This window comes from candidate division KSB1 bacterium (assembly GCA_034506255.1).
GTDB lineage: Bacteria > Zhuqueibacterota > Zhuqueibacteria > Zhuqueibacterales > Zhuqueibacteraceae > Coneutiohabitans > Coneutiohabitans thermophilus.
This window is the reverse complement of record JAPDPX010000005.1, coordinates 28,347-42,333: the sequence shown is the minus strand read 5'-3', so window position 1 is coordinate 42,333 and position 13,987 is coordinate 28,347. Positions and strand designations below refer to the sequence as shown.

Genomic DNA, 13,987 nt, shown 5'->3' with positions numbered 1-13,987 from the left:
CCCGGCGGTCAACGCATCACCTTGCCGCCATCGATCACGATCGTCTGGCCGGTGATGAAGCCCGCCAGTTCCGAGGCCAGAAAGAGAATCGTGCCGGCCACTTCCTCCGGCTTGCCCCAGCGGCCCATGGGGGCCTCCTGCGCCAGGATTGCCCGTTGCGCCGGGCTGAGTCTTTCATACCAGCCGCTGGCGATGTTGCCGGGAGCGATGGCATTGGCGCGAATGCCGTATTTGCCATACTCCAGCGCCAGGTCGTGCATCAACCCCAGCAGAGCGGCTTTGGCTTCGGTGTAGGGCGTGCCGCGATAGCCCACCAGGGCCGGCGTGGAGCTGACAAAGATCAACACGCCGCGGCGCTGCGCCACCATCAGTTTGAGGGCCTCCCGGCTGCAGTAGCGCGCGCCGTCCAGATCCACCGCCCGCACCCGTTGAAACCATTGCTGGCTTTCCTGTTCGCCCATTTCATGCAGCGGCGTCTGCCAAAATTCTTCGAGCAGAGGATAGCCGGCATTGCACACCAGCACCTCCAGCCGGCCGTGACTCCAGCGCTGCAGGTGCGCGAACATCTCGCGCACCGCCTGCACCTCGGCAACATCGGCGGGCAGGGCCAGGGTTGCGACACCGTGGTGCGCCGCCAGCTCACGGGCGACTGCCTGCGTTTCGGCGGGCGAGCGGCCGTTGATTGCCACGCGGGCGCCACATTGCGCGAACAGGCTGGCGGTCAGACGGCCGGTGCCGCGCGTGCCGCCTGTGATCAGGACCACAGCGTCACGCAACCCCGGCAGCATCAAATGCTCGAAGGGTGAAACAACCGCGTTCATGGCACCCTCGGTTTGGCAAAGCCGCAGAAGCAAGAGGTGCCAGGGCAGCGACCGGCTCAGAGCAACCGGTGGATCGCCGCCATGGCCCGGTCATAGTCGGGATGTTGCCCGATCTCGGGAACGTATTCGACATACTGCACGATGCCATCCCGGTCAATCACGAAAATGGCGCGTGACAGCACGCGAATCTCTTTGACCAGTGTGCCGTAGGCCAGGCCGAAGCTGGTGTGGAGATGATCCGCGTAGGTTTGGACATTCTGCACGCCGGCGTGGCCACACCAGATCGCCTGCGCGCACGGCAAATCCGTGCTGATGGTGAGAAACTGCGCCTTGTCGCCCAACTTGCCCGCCTCCTGGTTGAACCGCCGGATCTCCGCATCGCACACGCCGGTGTTGACCGACAGAATGGAGGAAAGCAGCGTCGGCTTGCCGCCCAGATTCTCAAAACGAACCGTCTGCCACTTGTTGTCCATCACTGTGAAAGCCGGTGCGCGGTCGCCCACTTTGATTTCCGCACCCACCAGGGTGAGAGGCTTGCCGCCGAGCGTCACCGCACCTTTGCGTTCCAACGCCATGGCTGCTCCTTGTAAAATTGAAAGGCTGCTTGGGGTGAAAAAGAGGAACGGCGGCAATATAGAATTCCAGGCGGGCGAAAGCAAGGCTTGCCTGTGCTTGCAAAAGGCTCAGGGGCGCGGTTTGTCGAGAGTCCGCCAGTCGAGAAACTGGCGTCGGGCCGGCGGCTGACAGGTGGGGCAGAAGAAGGCGTCATGTCCCAGCACGCCGGCACGCCGGATTTTGCTGCCGCATTTGGGGCAGGGCTGATCTTTGCGATTGCGCACCTGCAGATGATCGCGCACCTTCACCTCCAGCGCGGGCTGGGCGGCTGCCACCGCGTCGAGGCCCCACTGCATGACGGCACGGATGCTGTGATACAGCCGCGTGATCTCTTCCTCCTGCAACTGCTGGCAGAAGGTTTTGGGATGAAGGCCGGCGTGAAACAAAATCTCATCCGCATAGGCGTTGCCGATGCAGCTCACCACCGCTTGATCCATGAGCAGCACACGCACCTGTTTGCGGCTGCGCCGGAGCTGCTGCTGGAAATACTCCAGTGAAAAGGCGGCGGAAAGCAGATCCGGCCCCTGATCGCAAAAGCGCGGGATGTTTCCGTAAGCCCCCGCCTTCGTCAGGTAAATCTTGCCCATCCTTTTGTCATCGAGGTAATGCAGCCGTCCCGCGCCCGGTTCGCAGGTCAGAGTCAACGCGCAGCTCGCCGCGGGTTGGCCGGCGTCGTTGCGCCATTGCAGCCGGCCGGCGAGCATGGGGTGCAGGATCAGTTCCTTTTCTCCGGAAAGGCTGAAGACCAGAAACGGACCGTGCCGTCGCACGGCTGTGCAGGTGAGGCCCGTGAGCGTTTGGGCGAAATCGCCCGGCAGCAGCATGCGCACCACCACCGGCTCATAAACTTCGACAGCCGTGAACTGCCGGCCAACCAGCAGGGGCTGCAGACGCTTTTCCAAATAGACGAGATCAGGCAACTCGGGCATGAGGTTCCTCCGCGGTCGGGCCGGCGGGGTGAAACGGCGATTGCATAATTCCGGTTTTCTGCTATCTTCCTGCTGCAAAGAAAGCGCAAAACCCTTCGGCAACGCAGCGCATGCTTTTCGCTGCTGCCGTCGGTGTCCGGAGGTTTCTGGCCGCGCGCACGACAGGGGCAATATAGTGTGAAGCTGCCCGGGGTGCAAGCACGAATTCTTCACTGCGATCCTGCGGGAGGGAATATGGCAAAAGTCGGCAGGGCAATCGGCTTGCTGGCCGGTCTGTGCAGCATACTCACCAGCATGGCGCTGGCGCAAAGCGATAGCACTGCCCTGCAGCCGACCACGGACAACGGCGAATGGTTCATTCTCAAAAAGGAAGACCTCGCGGGCGGCACGCATCACACCCGGCATGCCGAAATTTTCGGCAAGTATGTCACCGGCTGCAACGTCTGGGCGTTGCGGGCGATCGACAAAGTGCAGGCCACGGCAAGGGATGGCGGCGGCTATTTCACCGGTATCAATGCCGTGCCCACTGAATCGCCCGTGGGGTATGCGCTCGCCCTGTTCGGCAAACCGCTGCTGTCGCCGCCGCGCACCACGAGCTATTGCAGCGGCGCAACCTATGCCGCCTTCATCGAGCAGTTGAATCTGATGCTGCCGCACGCCGCGCACCGCCTTTCACCGGAACGGCTGGAAGCCCTGCGCATGCAGGAACCCGATGGCAGCCGCCGCGAAGACACGGTCAAGTTCTGGGGCAAGTGGAACGACGATGGCTTCGGCAGCCATTATGCCCTGGTGCAATACGCGCAGATGGGCAGCGAAATCAAACCGCGCAACGCCCGGCCGGGCGATTTCATGAACGTCTCCTGGAAGAATGGCCTCGGCCACTCGGTGATTTTCCTGGGTTATTATCGCGACGAAAACGGCGGCAAGAACGTCGTCTATTGGTCGAGCCAGACGCGCACCAACGGTTTCGGCGACGAAGTCGTGCCGCTCGAGCGCATCAAAGAAGTGAAGATCGTCCGCCTCACGGCGCCGCAAAATCTCTTCAGCTTCGATATCGACACGCCGGTGAAACGCGACATTCCAGGCGATGTGATCGATTGGTGAGGCCGGCACCGCAGAAGGACCGCCGGGAAAACGCCCTGCGCCGCCCGCTTGCGCAAACCTGCAAACCTGGGTGTCCTCCTCATCGCCGGAATGCTGCTGCAAGCTTGGTCATTTTCAGAATGGAGCATGATGATCTCCTTTGCGCCTGTGTTCGTGCTGCTGAGCGGCTGGCTTCCCGCCGATAATTTCCCGGTCGCCCTGCCGCATCCACCGGCTGTTCCAGAAATCGCTTCCTACGATCTGGCGGCAAAGTCACCGACGATCATCAAGCTGCCCGGGGAGCTGCGCGAGATTTCGGGTCTGGCTTTTACCGATGACGGCCGGCTGTTGTGTCACAACGACGAAACCGGCATCGTGTTCGAAGTGGATTATCGCTCTGGCCGCCTGGTGAAGCGGTTCTATCCCGGCCGCCTGCTGCTGCGCGGTGATTTCGAAGGCATTGCGACGCGTCGCGATACCGTGTTCCTGGTCGATTCCGGCGGCACCATCCATCGCTTCCGCAACCTGCCGGCTGGCCAGTATGCCGAATATCAACCCCTCAGGACGCCGCTGCACCTGCGCAATGATGTGGAAGGGTTGACTTATGATCCGGAAAGCGACTGTCTGCTGCTGGCCTGCAAAGGCGAACCGGGCAGCGGCTTGCGCAACACCAGCAAGGCGATCTACGCCTTTTCACTCCGCACGCGGCGACTGCAAGCCACGCCGCGATTCGTGCTGGCACTACCGGAGATCCTGGCGCACACCGGCGGCAAGGAATTCAATCCCTCGGCGATCGAACGCCATCCGGTCACCGGCCACTTCTTTGTGCTGGCTTACAACGGCATGGCGATCATTGAACTGGATCGCGGCGGCAAGCTGCTGGGCGCAACGCGACTGCCCACATCCGTGCACACGCAACCGGAGGGCCTGGCGATTGCCCGGGACGGCACCTTGATCATCGCCAATGAAGGTCAAAAAAAGACCGCAACGCTGGTCCTCTATTCCCCCAAAAACCAATAACCCAATTTTCAATAACCATGGACGTCACATACGAGACTTTTCAGAAAGAAGTAGTGGCCGCCAGCCACCAAACCCCGGTGCTGGTGGACTTTTGGGCGGAGTGGTGCGGCCCCTGCCGCATCCTCGGTCCGGTGCTGGAAAAGCTGGCGCGGGAAGCGCAGGGCAAATGGCGATTGGTGAAAATCAACACTGACAGGGAGCCGGAGCTGGCGCAGCAATTCCGCATTCAGGGGATTCCGGCAGTGAAGTTGTTTTTCGAAGGCAAGGTGATTGCGGAATTTGTTGGGGCTTTGCCGGAACGCGAGGTGCGGCGCTGGCTGGAACAGAATCTCCCGAGCGCTGCCAAACGTGAGCTGGAGAGCGCGCGGGCGGCGTTGCAGAGCGGCGATCACACCACAGCCCGCCAGCGGCTGGAAAGTGTGCTGCAATCCGATCCCCAGAATGTGGAAGCGCGCGTGTTGCTGGCCGGCCTGTGGGTGGCCACTGACCTCGACAAGGCCTGCCAACTGGTGCACGATCTGCCCGAGGGCACGCCTTTTTCAAACAAGATCGAAGCCATTCAAACCCTGCACCGGCTGTCGCATCTGCCCGCCAGCGGCGGTGAACCGGCGGCTGATTGGGAGCTTTACCGCCGCGGAATCGCGGCCTTTCGCACCGGGAATTATGCCGGTGCGCTGGAGGCATGGATTGAGCTGGTCGGCCGCAACCGCCGCCTCGATGATGATGGCGCACGCAAGGCCTGTGTCGCAGTATTCACCCTGCTCGGCTCCGAGCATCCCATCACACAGGCCTATCATCGCCGCTTCACTTCGGCGTTGTATTGAGGGCACCGAGTTGCCCCGCCCGCGCCGCAATTTTGATTTGGTGGAATGCCTTCGCTGACAGTTGTGCCTGCGAGGGCATTCTTTTTGGAACATCGGCCGTCTCCGCGCCATCCGTTTCCTGCATGGCATGAAGGCTGGTCCAAAATGACCCCACGGCGGACCCCGGCGTTTCCCCTTGCAGGCTGTGAAAACAGCGGGGATTGCAGAACCCCGGCCGGGGCAGGGCCGCAGGCTTTTGACACGATCGCAGAAACAACCCAGCACGCTGTTGCCGGCAGTCAGCGCGGCAAAACCACGATGCCTGTGGGATCCACCTCGACCTCGATGGTTTTGAGCACCTGAAAACTGCGCATGTCGATCACCAGCACATTCCCCGGCCGGCCACCCTCACTGGTGGGATGATGCGCCGGATAATCGCCCGTGAGATTCTCGTTGGTCACATAGGCAAAGCGTCCGTCACGCGTGAAGGCCACGCCGTGCGGATCGGCAAAGTCCGGCGCCGTGATGGTGGCTTCCACGCGATGATCCGCCACCCGGATGACGGTAACAGAGTTGGCGCCTTGATTGCAGACATAAACCTGTCGGCCATCGGGCGTCACCTCCAGCAAAAAAGGCCTTTTGCCCACCGGCACCGCCGCGATGACGCTGCGGCTGGCCGTGTCGATCACGCGCACTTGATCCGCAGCAAAACAGGTGACGTAGGCCAGACGATCGTCGGGCGTGAGCGCAATCTGCAACGGCTGATAAAGGGAAGATTGCACCGGGTTCACCTCCGGCGCCAGCAGCACCGGGCCGAGTTCCTCGTAAGTGTCCGTGCGGATGATCGAAATGCTGTCGGAGAGATAGTTGGTGACATACAGCAGCCGGCCATCGCGACTCAAAGCCAGGCCATGGGGCGCCAACCCCGCACGCAGCTCGCGCAACACCGTCATGGTGTGGGTATCGATCACCTGCACGCTGCGGCCATTACTGAAGATTTCCCAATTGCTGACATAGGCGCGACTGCCGTCCGGGCTGACCACGACATTGGCCGGCGAGCGGCCGGCGCGCACTCTGCCGACAAGCGAGTCTGTTGCCACCTCGAACTGCCACACTTCGCCCCGGTCAATGAGGGTGACGTACCAGTACTTGCTTTGCGCATCGACAAACAAGTTGTGCGGCACGTCCAGACGGGGCGAATCGCCGACCGGAATCAAGCGCGTGATGAGGTTGTATTGCGTGGCAATCACGGCGACCAGATCGTTGCCCTGGTTGGTGACGTAAGCCTTTTCCGTGAGGCCCTCGAACGGCCGCATCCCCGCGTCGTTGCGCGCGCCTTCATCAATCCAGCGTGCGAGGAAGCTGATGGTCCTTTCCGCAAGCGGATCCCGGCCAAGCGGCATGCGCGGGCTGGCGAGGCCGCGCAGGTGTTCAATCAGGTGGCTGTGCTGCGCATTGCCCGAGATCACCACCGCGCCGAAGCGCGAACCGGCCATCACGTTTTCCCAGGAATCGAGCCGCAGACCGGCGGAGCGATCAACTGAATTGTGGCAACTGGCGGACATGCATTTTTGGTTGAAGATCGGCTGCACGTGTTGCGAATAGACGATCCGGTCGATTTTTGAATAATCGATATCCTCGACGTCGGGCTGGGGGGTGGCAATTTGATGCTGGCAGCCCGGGGTGAGTGCCAGCGCAGCGGCAGCAGCAAGCCACAGGCAAAAAAGAAAAGAAGTTCTCATGAACGCTTCCTTGGGTTGCAGGCGGCAGACGCAACTGCAGGCAGCTTAAAGATATTGAAACGGAAACTGGATTCCAAATTTTTGGGCCGCCCTGCGCACATGGCAAGCGCAGGGTGCGCAGTTGGGAAAAACAGCACGGAAAGGTGGCGATGTTCCCCGTCGTACTGGCCTATCATCAAGTTGGAGGCCGCAAAACTCTGGGGGTCACGTGGATTACCGCGGCGCAATTTGAACGGCAGATGGGCTGGCTGGCGGAAGCGGGCTATCGCACGGCTTCGCTCTCCGCCTGCTTGCGGCAGGAGGAGGCGCTGCCGCACCGCACGATTGTGTTGACATTTGACGACGGCTTGCGTGGCTTGATCAAGCATGCCCTGCCGGTGCTGCAGCGCCACGGCTTTACGGCGACGGTCTATCCGGTGGCGGGTTATATCGGCGGCGAGAATCGCTGGGATGTGAATTTTTTGGGGCGCCGCAACCGGCACCTGGATTGGGGCGAGTTGCGTGAGTTGCTCGCCTGCGGCTGGGAGATCGGCAGCCATTCGCTGCGCCATGTTTATCTGCCGGCGCTGCCGGAAGCTGCTTTGTTCGAAGAGCTGTGGGATTCCCGCCGCTTGCTCGAAGATCGTCTGCAAATTCCGATCCGGCATTTCGCGCTGCCGTTTGGCCGGGGCAGCGAACGCGTTTTTCGTGCGGCGCAACGGGCGGGCTATGAAAGCGTGGCATTGCTCGGCCCGCAGGCACGTTGCCAGCAGTGGCGCGGCCCGCAGCCGGAAGCCGCCCCGCTGTGGCTGATCCCGCGCCGCGGCGTTTATCTGCATGACAGTCTGCGCAGCGTGCAGCGCCGCGTGCAGGCGCCGCCGGATTCCCGGCGCGAGTATTGGCGGCAGCGCGCGATCAGCTTTTTTTCCAATGGCACCATAATCGTCAAAACGCTGGAGCAATGGCTGCCGCCGGTTCGCCGGCAGGCGAAGGTGCCAGGCGGCTCTTGAGGGCCGGCGGGCGAAAAGTTTACAGATGCAGCGCCAGGCTGGCATGTTTGGGCAGGGCGCGATAGATCGCTTTGGCATCGTCGCGATTGAGTTCGAGCGCGATCCAGAAGCGATGCTCGGGCAACCGGCGCCGGGTGAGAGAATCGATCGTGGCGGCCGTGGTGTTCCACGTGCGTTTGGTTTCATACCACAATTTCTGCAAACGTCCCTCCCAAGATGGTGTTTGCTCCTGCTCCACCACGACGGTAAGATTGCGGTCGAATTCCCAGGTAAAGTGCACGTCGCGGTCTTCAATCGGGATTTCGGTTTTGCGCTGTTCCGCTTCGATCGTATCCTTGGGTGCTTCGATGATGCGAATCGGCGCTTTGGGCAGGGTGGCCAGCTCGCGCTGCAGGATGAACGGGCTGGCCAGCCATTGGCGCAAGCGGCCCTTGGCTGCCAGGTGATCGAGAGCGTCACTGCGATCATAACGGATGATCCGGCACTGGCGCAGTGGCACGCCTTTGACCTCCAGGATGACCAGGCTGTCGCTGAGATTGACCACCAGGCCAATGGAATCGCTTTTGCTCATTTGATACCGCACCTGCCAGAAAGCTTCCTCGATGGCCAGTGCCATGCGCCTCTCCGCCAGCGCCTGTTTCTCCGCCTCGTCTTCAGGTTCCTTGAGATGTTGATGAGAGGTGGAATCCTCCCCGGCTGATTTTGCCGGCGGGGCTTCGAAAGCCAGTTGGCGAACCGGCAGGGCGACGGCCAGGACAAACAAGGCCAGCGGCAGGGGCAGCAGAAAGAGCAGAAAGATGATCTGTGCCCTGCGATTGCCGGCGAGCAGGCGCAGCCATGGCTGGAAGGGTTTGCGCAACAGCGCTGTGATCTTGTGCAGAGCGTTAGACATGAACGTTCATCTCACGACATCATTTTGTCAATAAATGAAGACCTTCGAGCCGAGCTGCAGATGTTGATAAACGATGCGAAGATCTTCATCTCCCAGGCGCACGCAGCCGTGGGTGACCGGCATGCCGAGCAGACGCTGGTAGAGCGTGCCGTGAATGAGGTAACCGTTGCCAAAGGCCAGTGCATAATCGCCGAGCACGCCCCGTTCGAAGCGCTCGGGCGAATTGGGCGGCGGCACCGGCCGCCCCTCTTCGATGAAGGCCCAGTCCGGCATGCGCCAGACGGGATTTTTGACCTTGCCCTGAATGCGAAACATGCCGCGCGGCGTGGAAAAAATCCACTGCCGGTCGTCCTGCGCCTTCAACAGCACGTAGCTGCCGGTGGAGCAGATGCCTTGATGCAGCACTTTTTTGCCGGACATCACATAAATGCGATTGCCGGAGGAATTGACAATCAAGTAAGGCTGGCGCGGCACCAGGGCTTCCAGGCGGCGCTGCAGGCTGGCCACGCGCTTGTCAGCCAGCTGCACTTCACGTTGCAGTTGGGCAAGCTCCATGGTGCGCGTTTCGAGCGCGAATTGTGATTCCGGCAAAATCGTGAACAGCCCCTCCCGCAGCACCGGCGCAAAGAGCAGGATCAGCAGGGCCAGCAGAATTCCCGTCAGCAGGCCGAAGACTGCGGCACGCACGCGCCAGCGCGCGGGCGGTGGCGTGCGGGCCGCGGCCGGCTGGGGGCTGGCAGCAGGCGCTGCGGCCTCCGGCGCAGCAGGTGACACCGGCTGTGGCGTGGCCTCCGGCAGGGGTGTCGAGGCGGCAGCCGGCGGACGATTGTTCGCGCCCGCCGCGGTCTGCGAGGTTTGTTCAGGCGTCAGCATGGCATGCACCCGGGGATGAGAGGCAAGTCGGCGCAGTGTGTACCGAAGTCCTGTGCTGCGCATGTGTGATCACCGCGGCCGGCCGCATCGCAAATGGCGAAATTTCAGTGCAGCGCATTGCCATTCGCGGGCAGCCCTTTGAGCGACCCAACAATGGTGACCGGCGTACCGATGTGGGTGAGTTCATAAAGCTCGTCCATGTAGGCATTCTCCAGCGCCACGCAGCCGGCGGTCCAGTTTGCGCCCTTGCCGCCATGGCCGTGAATTTCGATCAAGCCGCCGATGGTGGCATGGCGCGGCAATTCGCCGCGCTGGCGGGCTTCCAGAAATTTCTGTTGGTCTTCGCTGTTGGGATAGTTGATCTGGAGCGCCTTGTAATAAATGGTTTCGCGGTTGGTTTTCTTTTTGATGATGCGATAGCGGCCTTCGGGCGTGGCGTTGTCCCCGCGCTGGCGTTTGTGGCCGAGCCATCGCGGGCCCAACTCAACCGGATACTCGGCGAGCAGTTTTCCCCCCTTGTAGAGGTAGCATTTGTGCGCCATCTTGTCAACCACGATGGCGACACTGTCGCTCGCCGCCGACCAGGCGATGGTCTCGTCGGCCCACCGCCTCCACACCGGCACCTGGCGCAAATAGTTTTCCAGGGAGGCCTTGGTGGTGCTCCACGCCCCATTCACCAGCGGTTCCGCTTCTTCCAGTTTGGCCTTGGCGGTGAGATAGTCGCGGCGCCAGTGGGCAAACTGACTTTCCAACACCATCAGTTCGCTGGCCACGAATTTCTGCCAGAGCGTTTTGTTGACTGGAATGCGCCGGGCTTGCGCGCGGAATTCCTCCACGGTTTGTTGCAGCCGCGCGATGCCGAAGGTGGTGAACAATTCCAGGGAATCCCGGCGCGCCACCGCCAGCCGGCCGGCGATGCGGCCGCAGAGCTTGGCGCTTTCCGCCAGTTGCGCGGTGGTGTTGAAATTCCGGCTCCAAAACCATTTGCGGTTTTCCGCGCGCCAGGTGCTGCGGGCTTGTTCGAGGTAGGTTTCCGCCTGCCGGAAAACCTCGGGGGCATATTGGGCGGCTTCCTGGCGACGCGCTTCACTTACCGCCTGCCAGGCTTCTTCGAACACCTGGGAGGGTGCCGGCTCATATAATTGAATACAGACAATCAGTGAGGTGAGGAGAACGGCAAGGACGGCTGCTCCTGCAATGACGCGCTCACGGCCTTGCGGGAGCCTGATTCTCTTCATCAGCTCGACCACATATCCTGGCACTTTCCGGCTCCTCGTCCTGAGCGTTTCAGCGATGTGGCTGCGGAGAATCTCAAAAGTCATGGGGAAGGAAAGGCGATTCCAAACAGAAAACCTCGGCCAGCGAGGTGTGTTCGCGCACCTGGCACGAGCAGCACTTCACCGGTCGAGGCGGAAAAGGGGAATTGACAGAGATGGTCGCTTAGCTGCGTGAACCCATCTTCTTGCCGATGGCGTTTTCCAGCTCCTGGATGACCGAGTTGATCTTGCTCATCGCCGCCTGCGCCTTGTCACGGGCGGTGAGATAATCGTTGCTGGTCATCGCGTTTTGGGCTTCGCTCAAGCCGGATTCCACGGCGGTGATGTCAGCCTGAATCATCTCCAGCGCGGCACGGCCTTCTTTGCCCTTGGGGGCCTTGGCCATCAGCTTTTTGGCCGCTTCAATCTTCGGGGTCAGCTGCGCGATCAGCGTATCGGCTTCGGCGCGCACTTTTTCCTTGTTGGCGGCTGCCGCATCCGAGGCGGACTTGAAGGCAGCGATTGCAGAGTTCAGCAGGGCGGTGGCACGATCATAATTGCGCAGCAGCGCGAACTTGGAATTCTGTTGTTCCACCTCAGCTTGGGCGGCACTCAGCGAATCTTTCGCGGCATTGAACAAGTCGGTCGCATAGCGGTTCGCTTCTGCGGTTTGGGCCGCCTGCATGGCCGCATCAGCGTCTGCCAGCAATTGTTGGGGTGCCTCTTTGCATCCCACCACGAACATCAGAACCACAATGCCGAGAGAACTCAACAGCGTCTTGGCCTTCATAAAAAATACCTCCTAAAAGTTAATGAAATGTGGGAGAAACTCATGGATCCAACTGACAAACCTCCCGCGTTCGCCAAGCCGGCGCAGTTCGTGACCCTCGATCACGACCGGGCAAACCATCATTCTCGCAGTCTCCCTGCGATCCCGCCCTGCCATGCCGGTGTTCCCACCCCGCGCGCCGGTGCTGTCCTCAGGTGAGCTGAAGAATGGTTGTCTCGTTCGAGAAGATACAGCGATTACGGGTCATCCTATGGAAGAGTCGTCGCTTGATGAAGCGACCATCGAGAATGGGGGAGGTTGAAGTGCAATGCGCAAACTCTTCTGCTGCGTCTTTTTCCTCACTACTCCGGACAACAGCTTGGCGGCTCATCAAATTGGCGCTGAATCTAAACAAAAGAAAATTAAAAAGCAAGTGGCATGACGACGGTGGCAAAACACGTTTGGGCACTGCACGTCGGGAGTATGATGTGATTGGCCGGACGGAAACGGATGGCGCAACTGTTTGAAATCTTGAGAGATGCGGCGCTGAGATTTGGCGCGTTGGCGTGCCGTTCACAGGCAGGCCGGAGCCCCCTCATTCAAAATCCCGCTGCAGATATTTTTCCAACTCGAGATGATCCTCCGTGCGCTCCTGAATCTTGCGCACCAGCTTTTCATTGAATTCGCGCGCCATGTGATAGCCCGCGATCTTCAGCAACTGGTTCAAAGCAATGACTTCAGCAATCACCGTAATGTTCTTGCCCGGAAAGATGGGCAGTTTGACATAGGGAATTTCGACCTCGAGAATGGTGGTGCGTTGCTCATCGATGCCGATGCGGTCGTAATCTTCCCTGCTGTCCCATTCCTCGAGGTGAACTTCGACTTCGACACGTTTTTGTGCACGAATCGAGCGGATGCCGAAAAGGCTGCGTACGTCGATGATGCCCAGGCCGCGGATTTCCATGTGGTGCTGCAGCAGCTCGGTGCCCTGGCCGATTAAAATCCCCGCGGCTTTGCGGCTGATTTGCACAACATCGTCGGCCACCAGCCGGTGCCCGCGCTCCACCAGATCCAGCGCGATTTCACTCTTGCCGATCCCGCTGCGCCCGGTGAACAACACGCCCACGCCATAGACATCCACCAGCGAGCCGTGCACCGTGATTTTGGGCGCGAATTTTTCATCGAGGTATTCGCCCAACAGATGAGTCAGCTTGGTGGTTTTGAAATGTGTTCGAAAGATGGTGATGCCGCGCTTGTTGGCCAGCTCCACCAGTTCGTGGTGGGGGGTATTGTTGTCGGTGATGATCAGACAGGGGATGTCGAAATTCAGCACCGGCTTGAGCGCCTTCAACCGTTCGTGCGGCGTGAGTTCATCGAGATAGCGCAGTTCCGTGTTGCCCAGAATCTGCACGCGGTCATAGGTGAACACTTTGGTGAAACCGGAGAGCGCCAAACCGGGCCGGTGCAAATCGGCGTCTTTTATGATGCGCCGGAAACTGTAGGTGCCGTTGACAATCTCCAGCGCCAGGCGCGAATGGGTTTCATTGTACAAGGTTCCGACAGTGAGGTTTTCCATCAGAGGACTCCTGCTGCTCGCATCACTCGTTTGAGGACTGTTGCTCTGCGGCCGGCGGTCACCGCCGACTGGCCCGATACCAAGCTGCCCGGCTTGGTGGCCGGGCAGCCCGGTGAAATTCCCTCTCTGCTACATGGCGGCAACGCGTCTCTCCAGGAATTCCCGTTCCGCCTTGCTGTTGCTGCGTTTATGCAAGCGTTCCTTGTATTTCTTCAGTTGCCGTTCCAACTTGTCCACGGCCAGCGTGATCGACTTGCGGATGTTCTCACTTTTCTCCGTCGCTGCCAGTGTTTGCCCATACACCTTGAGCAGAACCTCCGCCACCTGCGTTTGCTTTTCCCACGAGAGAATCACCTCTCCTTCGATGATGCCGTCATAGTATTTCTCCAGCCGTGCAACTTCCTGTCGGGTGAACGCCTTGAGGGGCTCGGGCGCGGTGAAATGGCGGGCCGTGATGTGGAGTTTCATTGCAACCTCCTTGAGAGTTGGGGTTCGTGGAGAAAAACGACCTCCAAACGTGGATTGAATGCACTGTCCTGTCATCCCGTTGGGGTGAGTGCAGGCAGGAACTTCACGAAGTCTGACGCGGAAAAGGCCTCCTTTCTATCTACTAGTTGAG

The 13,987-nt window shown here is 60.4% G+C and carries 14 protein-coding genes; 4 read left to right on the top strand and 10 right to left on the bottom strand.

The window, feature by feature from the left end:
• Positions 1-8: 8 nt before the first annotated feature.
• The 3 genes from ONB52_11055 to ONB52_11045 all read right to left on the bottom strand — a co-directional run bounded on the left by ONB52_11055 (position 9) and on the right by ONB52_11045 (position 2,365).
• Entirely contained in the window at positions 9-821 is an 813-nt protein-coding gene (locus tag ONB52_11055) for an SDR family oxidoreductase (GenBank protein ID MDZ7416676.1), read from the bottom strand.
• 56 nt (positions 822-877) lie between these two features.
• On the bottom strand, positions 878-1,396 hold the full coding sequence (gene tpx / locus ONB52_11050) for a thiol peroxidase (GenBank protein MDZ7416675.1): 519 nt from the start codon (positions 1,394-1,396) through the stop codon (positions 878-880).
• A 108-nt stretch (positions 1,397-1,504) separates the two neighbouring features.
• The gene (locus ONB52_11045; protein ID MDZ7416674.1) at positions 1,505-2,365 is read right to left on the bottom strand and encodes a DNA-formamidopyrimidine glycosylase; all 861 of its coding nucleotides are present in this window, start codon (positions 2,363-2,365) and stop codon (positions 1,505-1,507) included.
• A 234-nt stretch (positions 2,366-2,599) separates the two neighbouring features.
• Between ONB52_11045 and ONB52_11040 the strand changes: the two genes are divergently transcribed.
• The 3 genes from ONB52_11040 (at position 2,600) to trxA (ending at position 5,292) form a co-directional block, all read left to right on the top strand.
• Entirely contained in the window at positions 2,600-3,469 is an 870-nt protein-coding gene (locus tag ONB52_11040) for a hypothetical protein (protein MDZ7416673.1), read from the top strand.
• Positions 3,470-3,595: 126 nt separating this feature from the next.
• A complete protein-coding gene (locus tag ONB52_11035; protein MDZ7416672.1) occupies positions 3,596-4,468 on the top strand; it encodes a hypothetical protein in 873 nt (290 codons plus the stop codon).
• 17 nt (positions 4,469-4,485) lie between these two features.
• Entirely contained in the window at positions 4,486-5,292 is an 807-nt protein-coding gene (trxA, locus tag ONB52_11030; protein ID MDZ7416671.1) for a thioredoxin, read from the top strand.
• Positions 5,293-5,570: 278 nt separating this feature from the next.
• On the opposite strand, the gene ONB52_11025 is transcribed toward trxA, so the two are convergent.
• Entirely contained in the window at positions 5,571-7,013 is a 1,443-nt protein-coding gene (locus ONB52_11025) for a beta-propeller fold lactonase family protein (GenBank protein MDZ7416670.1), read from the bottom strand.
• Between the two features lie 149 nt (positions 7,014-7,162).
• Here ONB52_11025 and ONB52_11020 point away from each other — a divergent pair, with 149 nt between their 5' ends.
• Positions 7,163-8,002, top strand: coding sequence for a polysaccharide deacetylase family protein (locus ONB52_11020; GenBank protein MDZ7416669.1), 840 nt, complete (start codon positions 7,163-7,165; stop codon positions 8,000-8,002).
• Between the two features lie 19 nt (positions 8,003-8,021).
• Here the strand turns inward: ONB52_11020 and ONB52_11015 are convergent, their stop codons facing one another.
• From ONB52_11015 to raiA, 6 genes are all read right to left on the bottom strand, one after another.
• Positions 8,022-8,894: a hypothetical protein gene (locus ONB52_11015; protein ID MDZ7416668.1), complete on the bottom strand. Its 873-nt coding sequence runs from the start codon at positions 8,892-8,894 to the stop codon at positions 8,022-8,024.
• A 27-nt stretch (positions 8,895-8,921) separates the two neighbouring features.
• On the bottom strand, positions 8,922-9,767 hold the full coding sequence (locus tag ONB52_11010) for a L,D-transpeptidase (protein MDZ7416667.1): 846 nt from the start codon (positions 9,765-9,767) through the stop codon (positions 8,922-8,924).
• 104 nt (positions 9,768-9,871) lie between these two features.
• Positions 9,872-11,005 (bottom strand): L,D-transpeptidase family protein, encoded by a 1,134-nt coding sequence (locus ONB52_11005; protein ID MDZ7416666.1) that lies wholly within the window; start codon positions 11,003-11,005, stop codon positions 9,872-9,874.
• 202 nt (positions 11,006-11,207) lie between these two features.
• Positions 11,208-11,813 (bottom strand): DUF4398 domain-containing protein, encoded by a 606-nt coding sequence (locus tag ONB52_11000; GenBank protein ID MDZ7416665.1) that lies wholly within the window; start codon positions 11,811-11,813, stop codon positions 11,208-11,210.
• 574 nt (positions 11,814-12,387) lie between these two features.
• Positions 12,388-13,368, bottom strand: a complete 981-nt coding sequence (hprK, locus tag ONB52_10995) for an HPr(Ser) kinase/phosphatase (protein ID MDZ7416664.1) — start codon at positions 13,366-13,368, stop codon at positions 12,388-12,390.
• Positions 13,369-13,497: 129 nt separating this feature from the next.
• On the bottom strand, positions 13,498-13,836 hold the full coding sequence (raiA, locus tag ONB52_10990) for a ribosome-associated translation inhibitor RaiA (GenBank protein ID MDZ7416663.1): 339 nt from the start codon (positions 13,834-13,836) through the stop codon (positions 13,498-13,500).
• Positions 13,837-13,987: the final 151 nt, after the last annotated feature.

What these genes read in the sequence shown, in the direction of transcription:
- ONB52_11055 (MDZ7416676.1), bottom strand. Translation starts at nt 821, where the DNA reads ATGAACGCGGTTGTTTCACCCTTCGAGCATTTGATGCTGCCGGGGTTG.
- tpx (MDZ7416675.1), bottom strand. Translation starts at nt 1,396, where the DNA reads ATGGCGTTGGAACGCAAAGGTGCGGTGACGCTCGGCGGCAAGCCTCTC.
- ONB52_11045 (MDZ7416674.1), bottom strand. Translation starts at nt 2,365, where the DNA reads ATGCCCGAGTTGCCTGATCTCGTCTATTTGGAAAAGCGTCTGCAGCCC.
- ONB52_11040 (MDZ7416673.1), top strand. Translation starts at nt 2,600, where the DNA reads ATGGCAAAAGTCGGCAGGGCAATCGGCTTGCTGGCCGGTCTGTGCAGC.
- ONB52_11035 (MDZ7416672.1), top strand. Translation starts at nt 3,596, where the DNA reads ATGATGATCTCCTTTGCGCCTGTGTTCGTGCTGCTGAGCGGCTGGCTT.
- trxA (MDZ7416671.1), top strand. Translation starts at nt 4,486, where the DNA reads ATGGACGTCACATACGAGACTTTTCAGAAAGAAGTAGTGGCCGCCAGC.
- ONB52_11025 (MDZ7416670.1), bottom strand. Translation starts at nt 7,013, where the DNA reads ATGAGAACTTCTTTTCTTTTTTGCCTGTGGCTTGCTGCTGCCGCTGCG.
- ONB52_11020 (MDZ7416669.1), top strand. Translation starts at nt 7,163, where the DNA reads ATGTTCCCCGTCGTACTGGCCTATCATCAAGTTGGAGGCCGCAAAACT.
- ONB52_11015 (MDZ7416668.1), bottom strand. Translation starts at nt 8,894, where the DNA reads ATGTCTAACGCTCTGCACAAGATCACAGCGCTGTTGCGCAAACCCTTC.
- ONB52_11010 (MDZ7416667.1), bottom strand. Translation starts at nt 9,767, where the DNA reads ATGCTGACGCCTGAACAAACCTCGCAGACCGCGGCGGGCGCGAACAAT.
- ONB52_11005 (MDZ7416666.1), bottom strand. Translation starts at nt 11,005, where the DNA reads ATGAAGAGAATCAGGCTCCCGCAAGGCCGTGAGCGCGTCATTGCAGGA.
- ONB52_11000 (MDZ7416665.1), bottom strand. Translation starts at nt 11,813, where the DNA reads ATGAAGGCCAAGACGCTGTTGAGTTCTCTCGGCATTGTGGTTCTGATG.
- hprK (MDZ7416664.1), bottom strand. Translation starts at nt 13,368, where the DNA reads ATGGAAAACCTCACTGTCGGAACCTTGTACAATGAAACCCATTCGCGC.
- raiA (MDZ7416663.1), bottom strand. Translation starts at nt 13,836, where the DNA reads ATGAAACTCCACATCACGGCCCGCCATTTCACCGCGCCCGAGCCCCTC.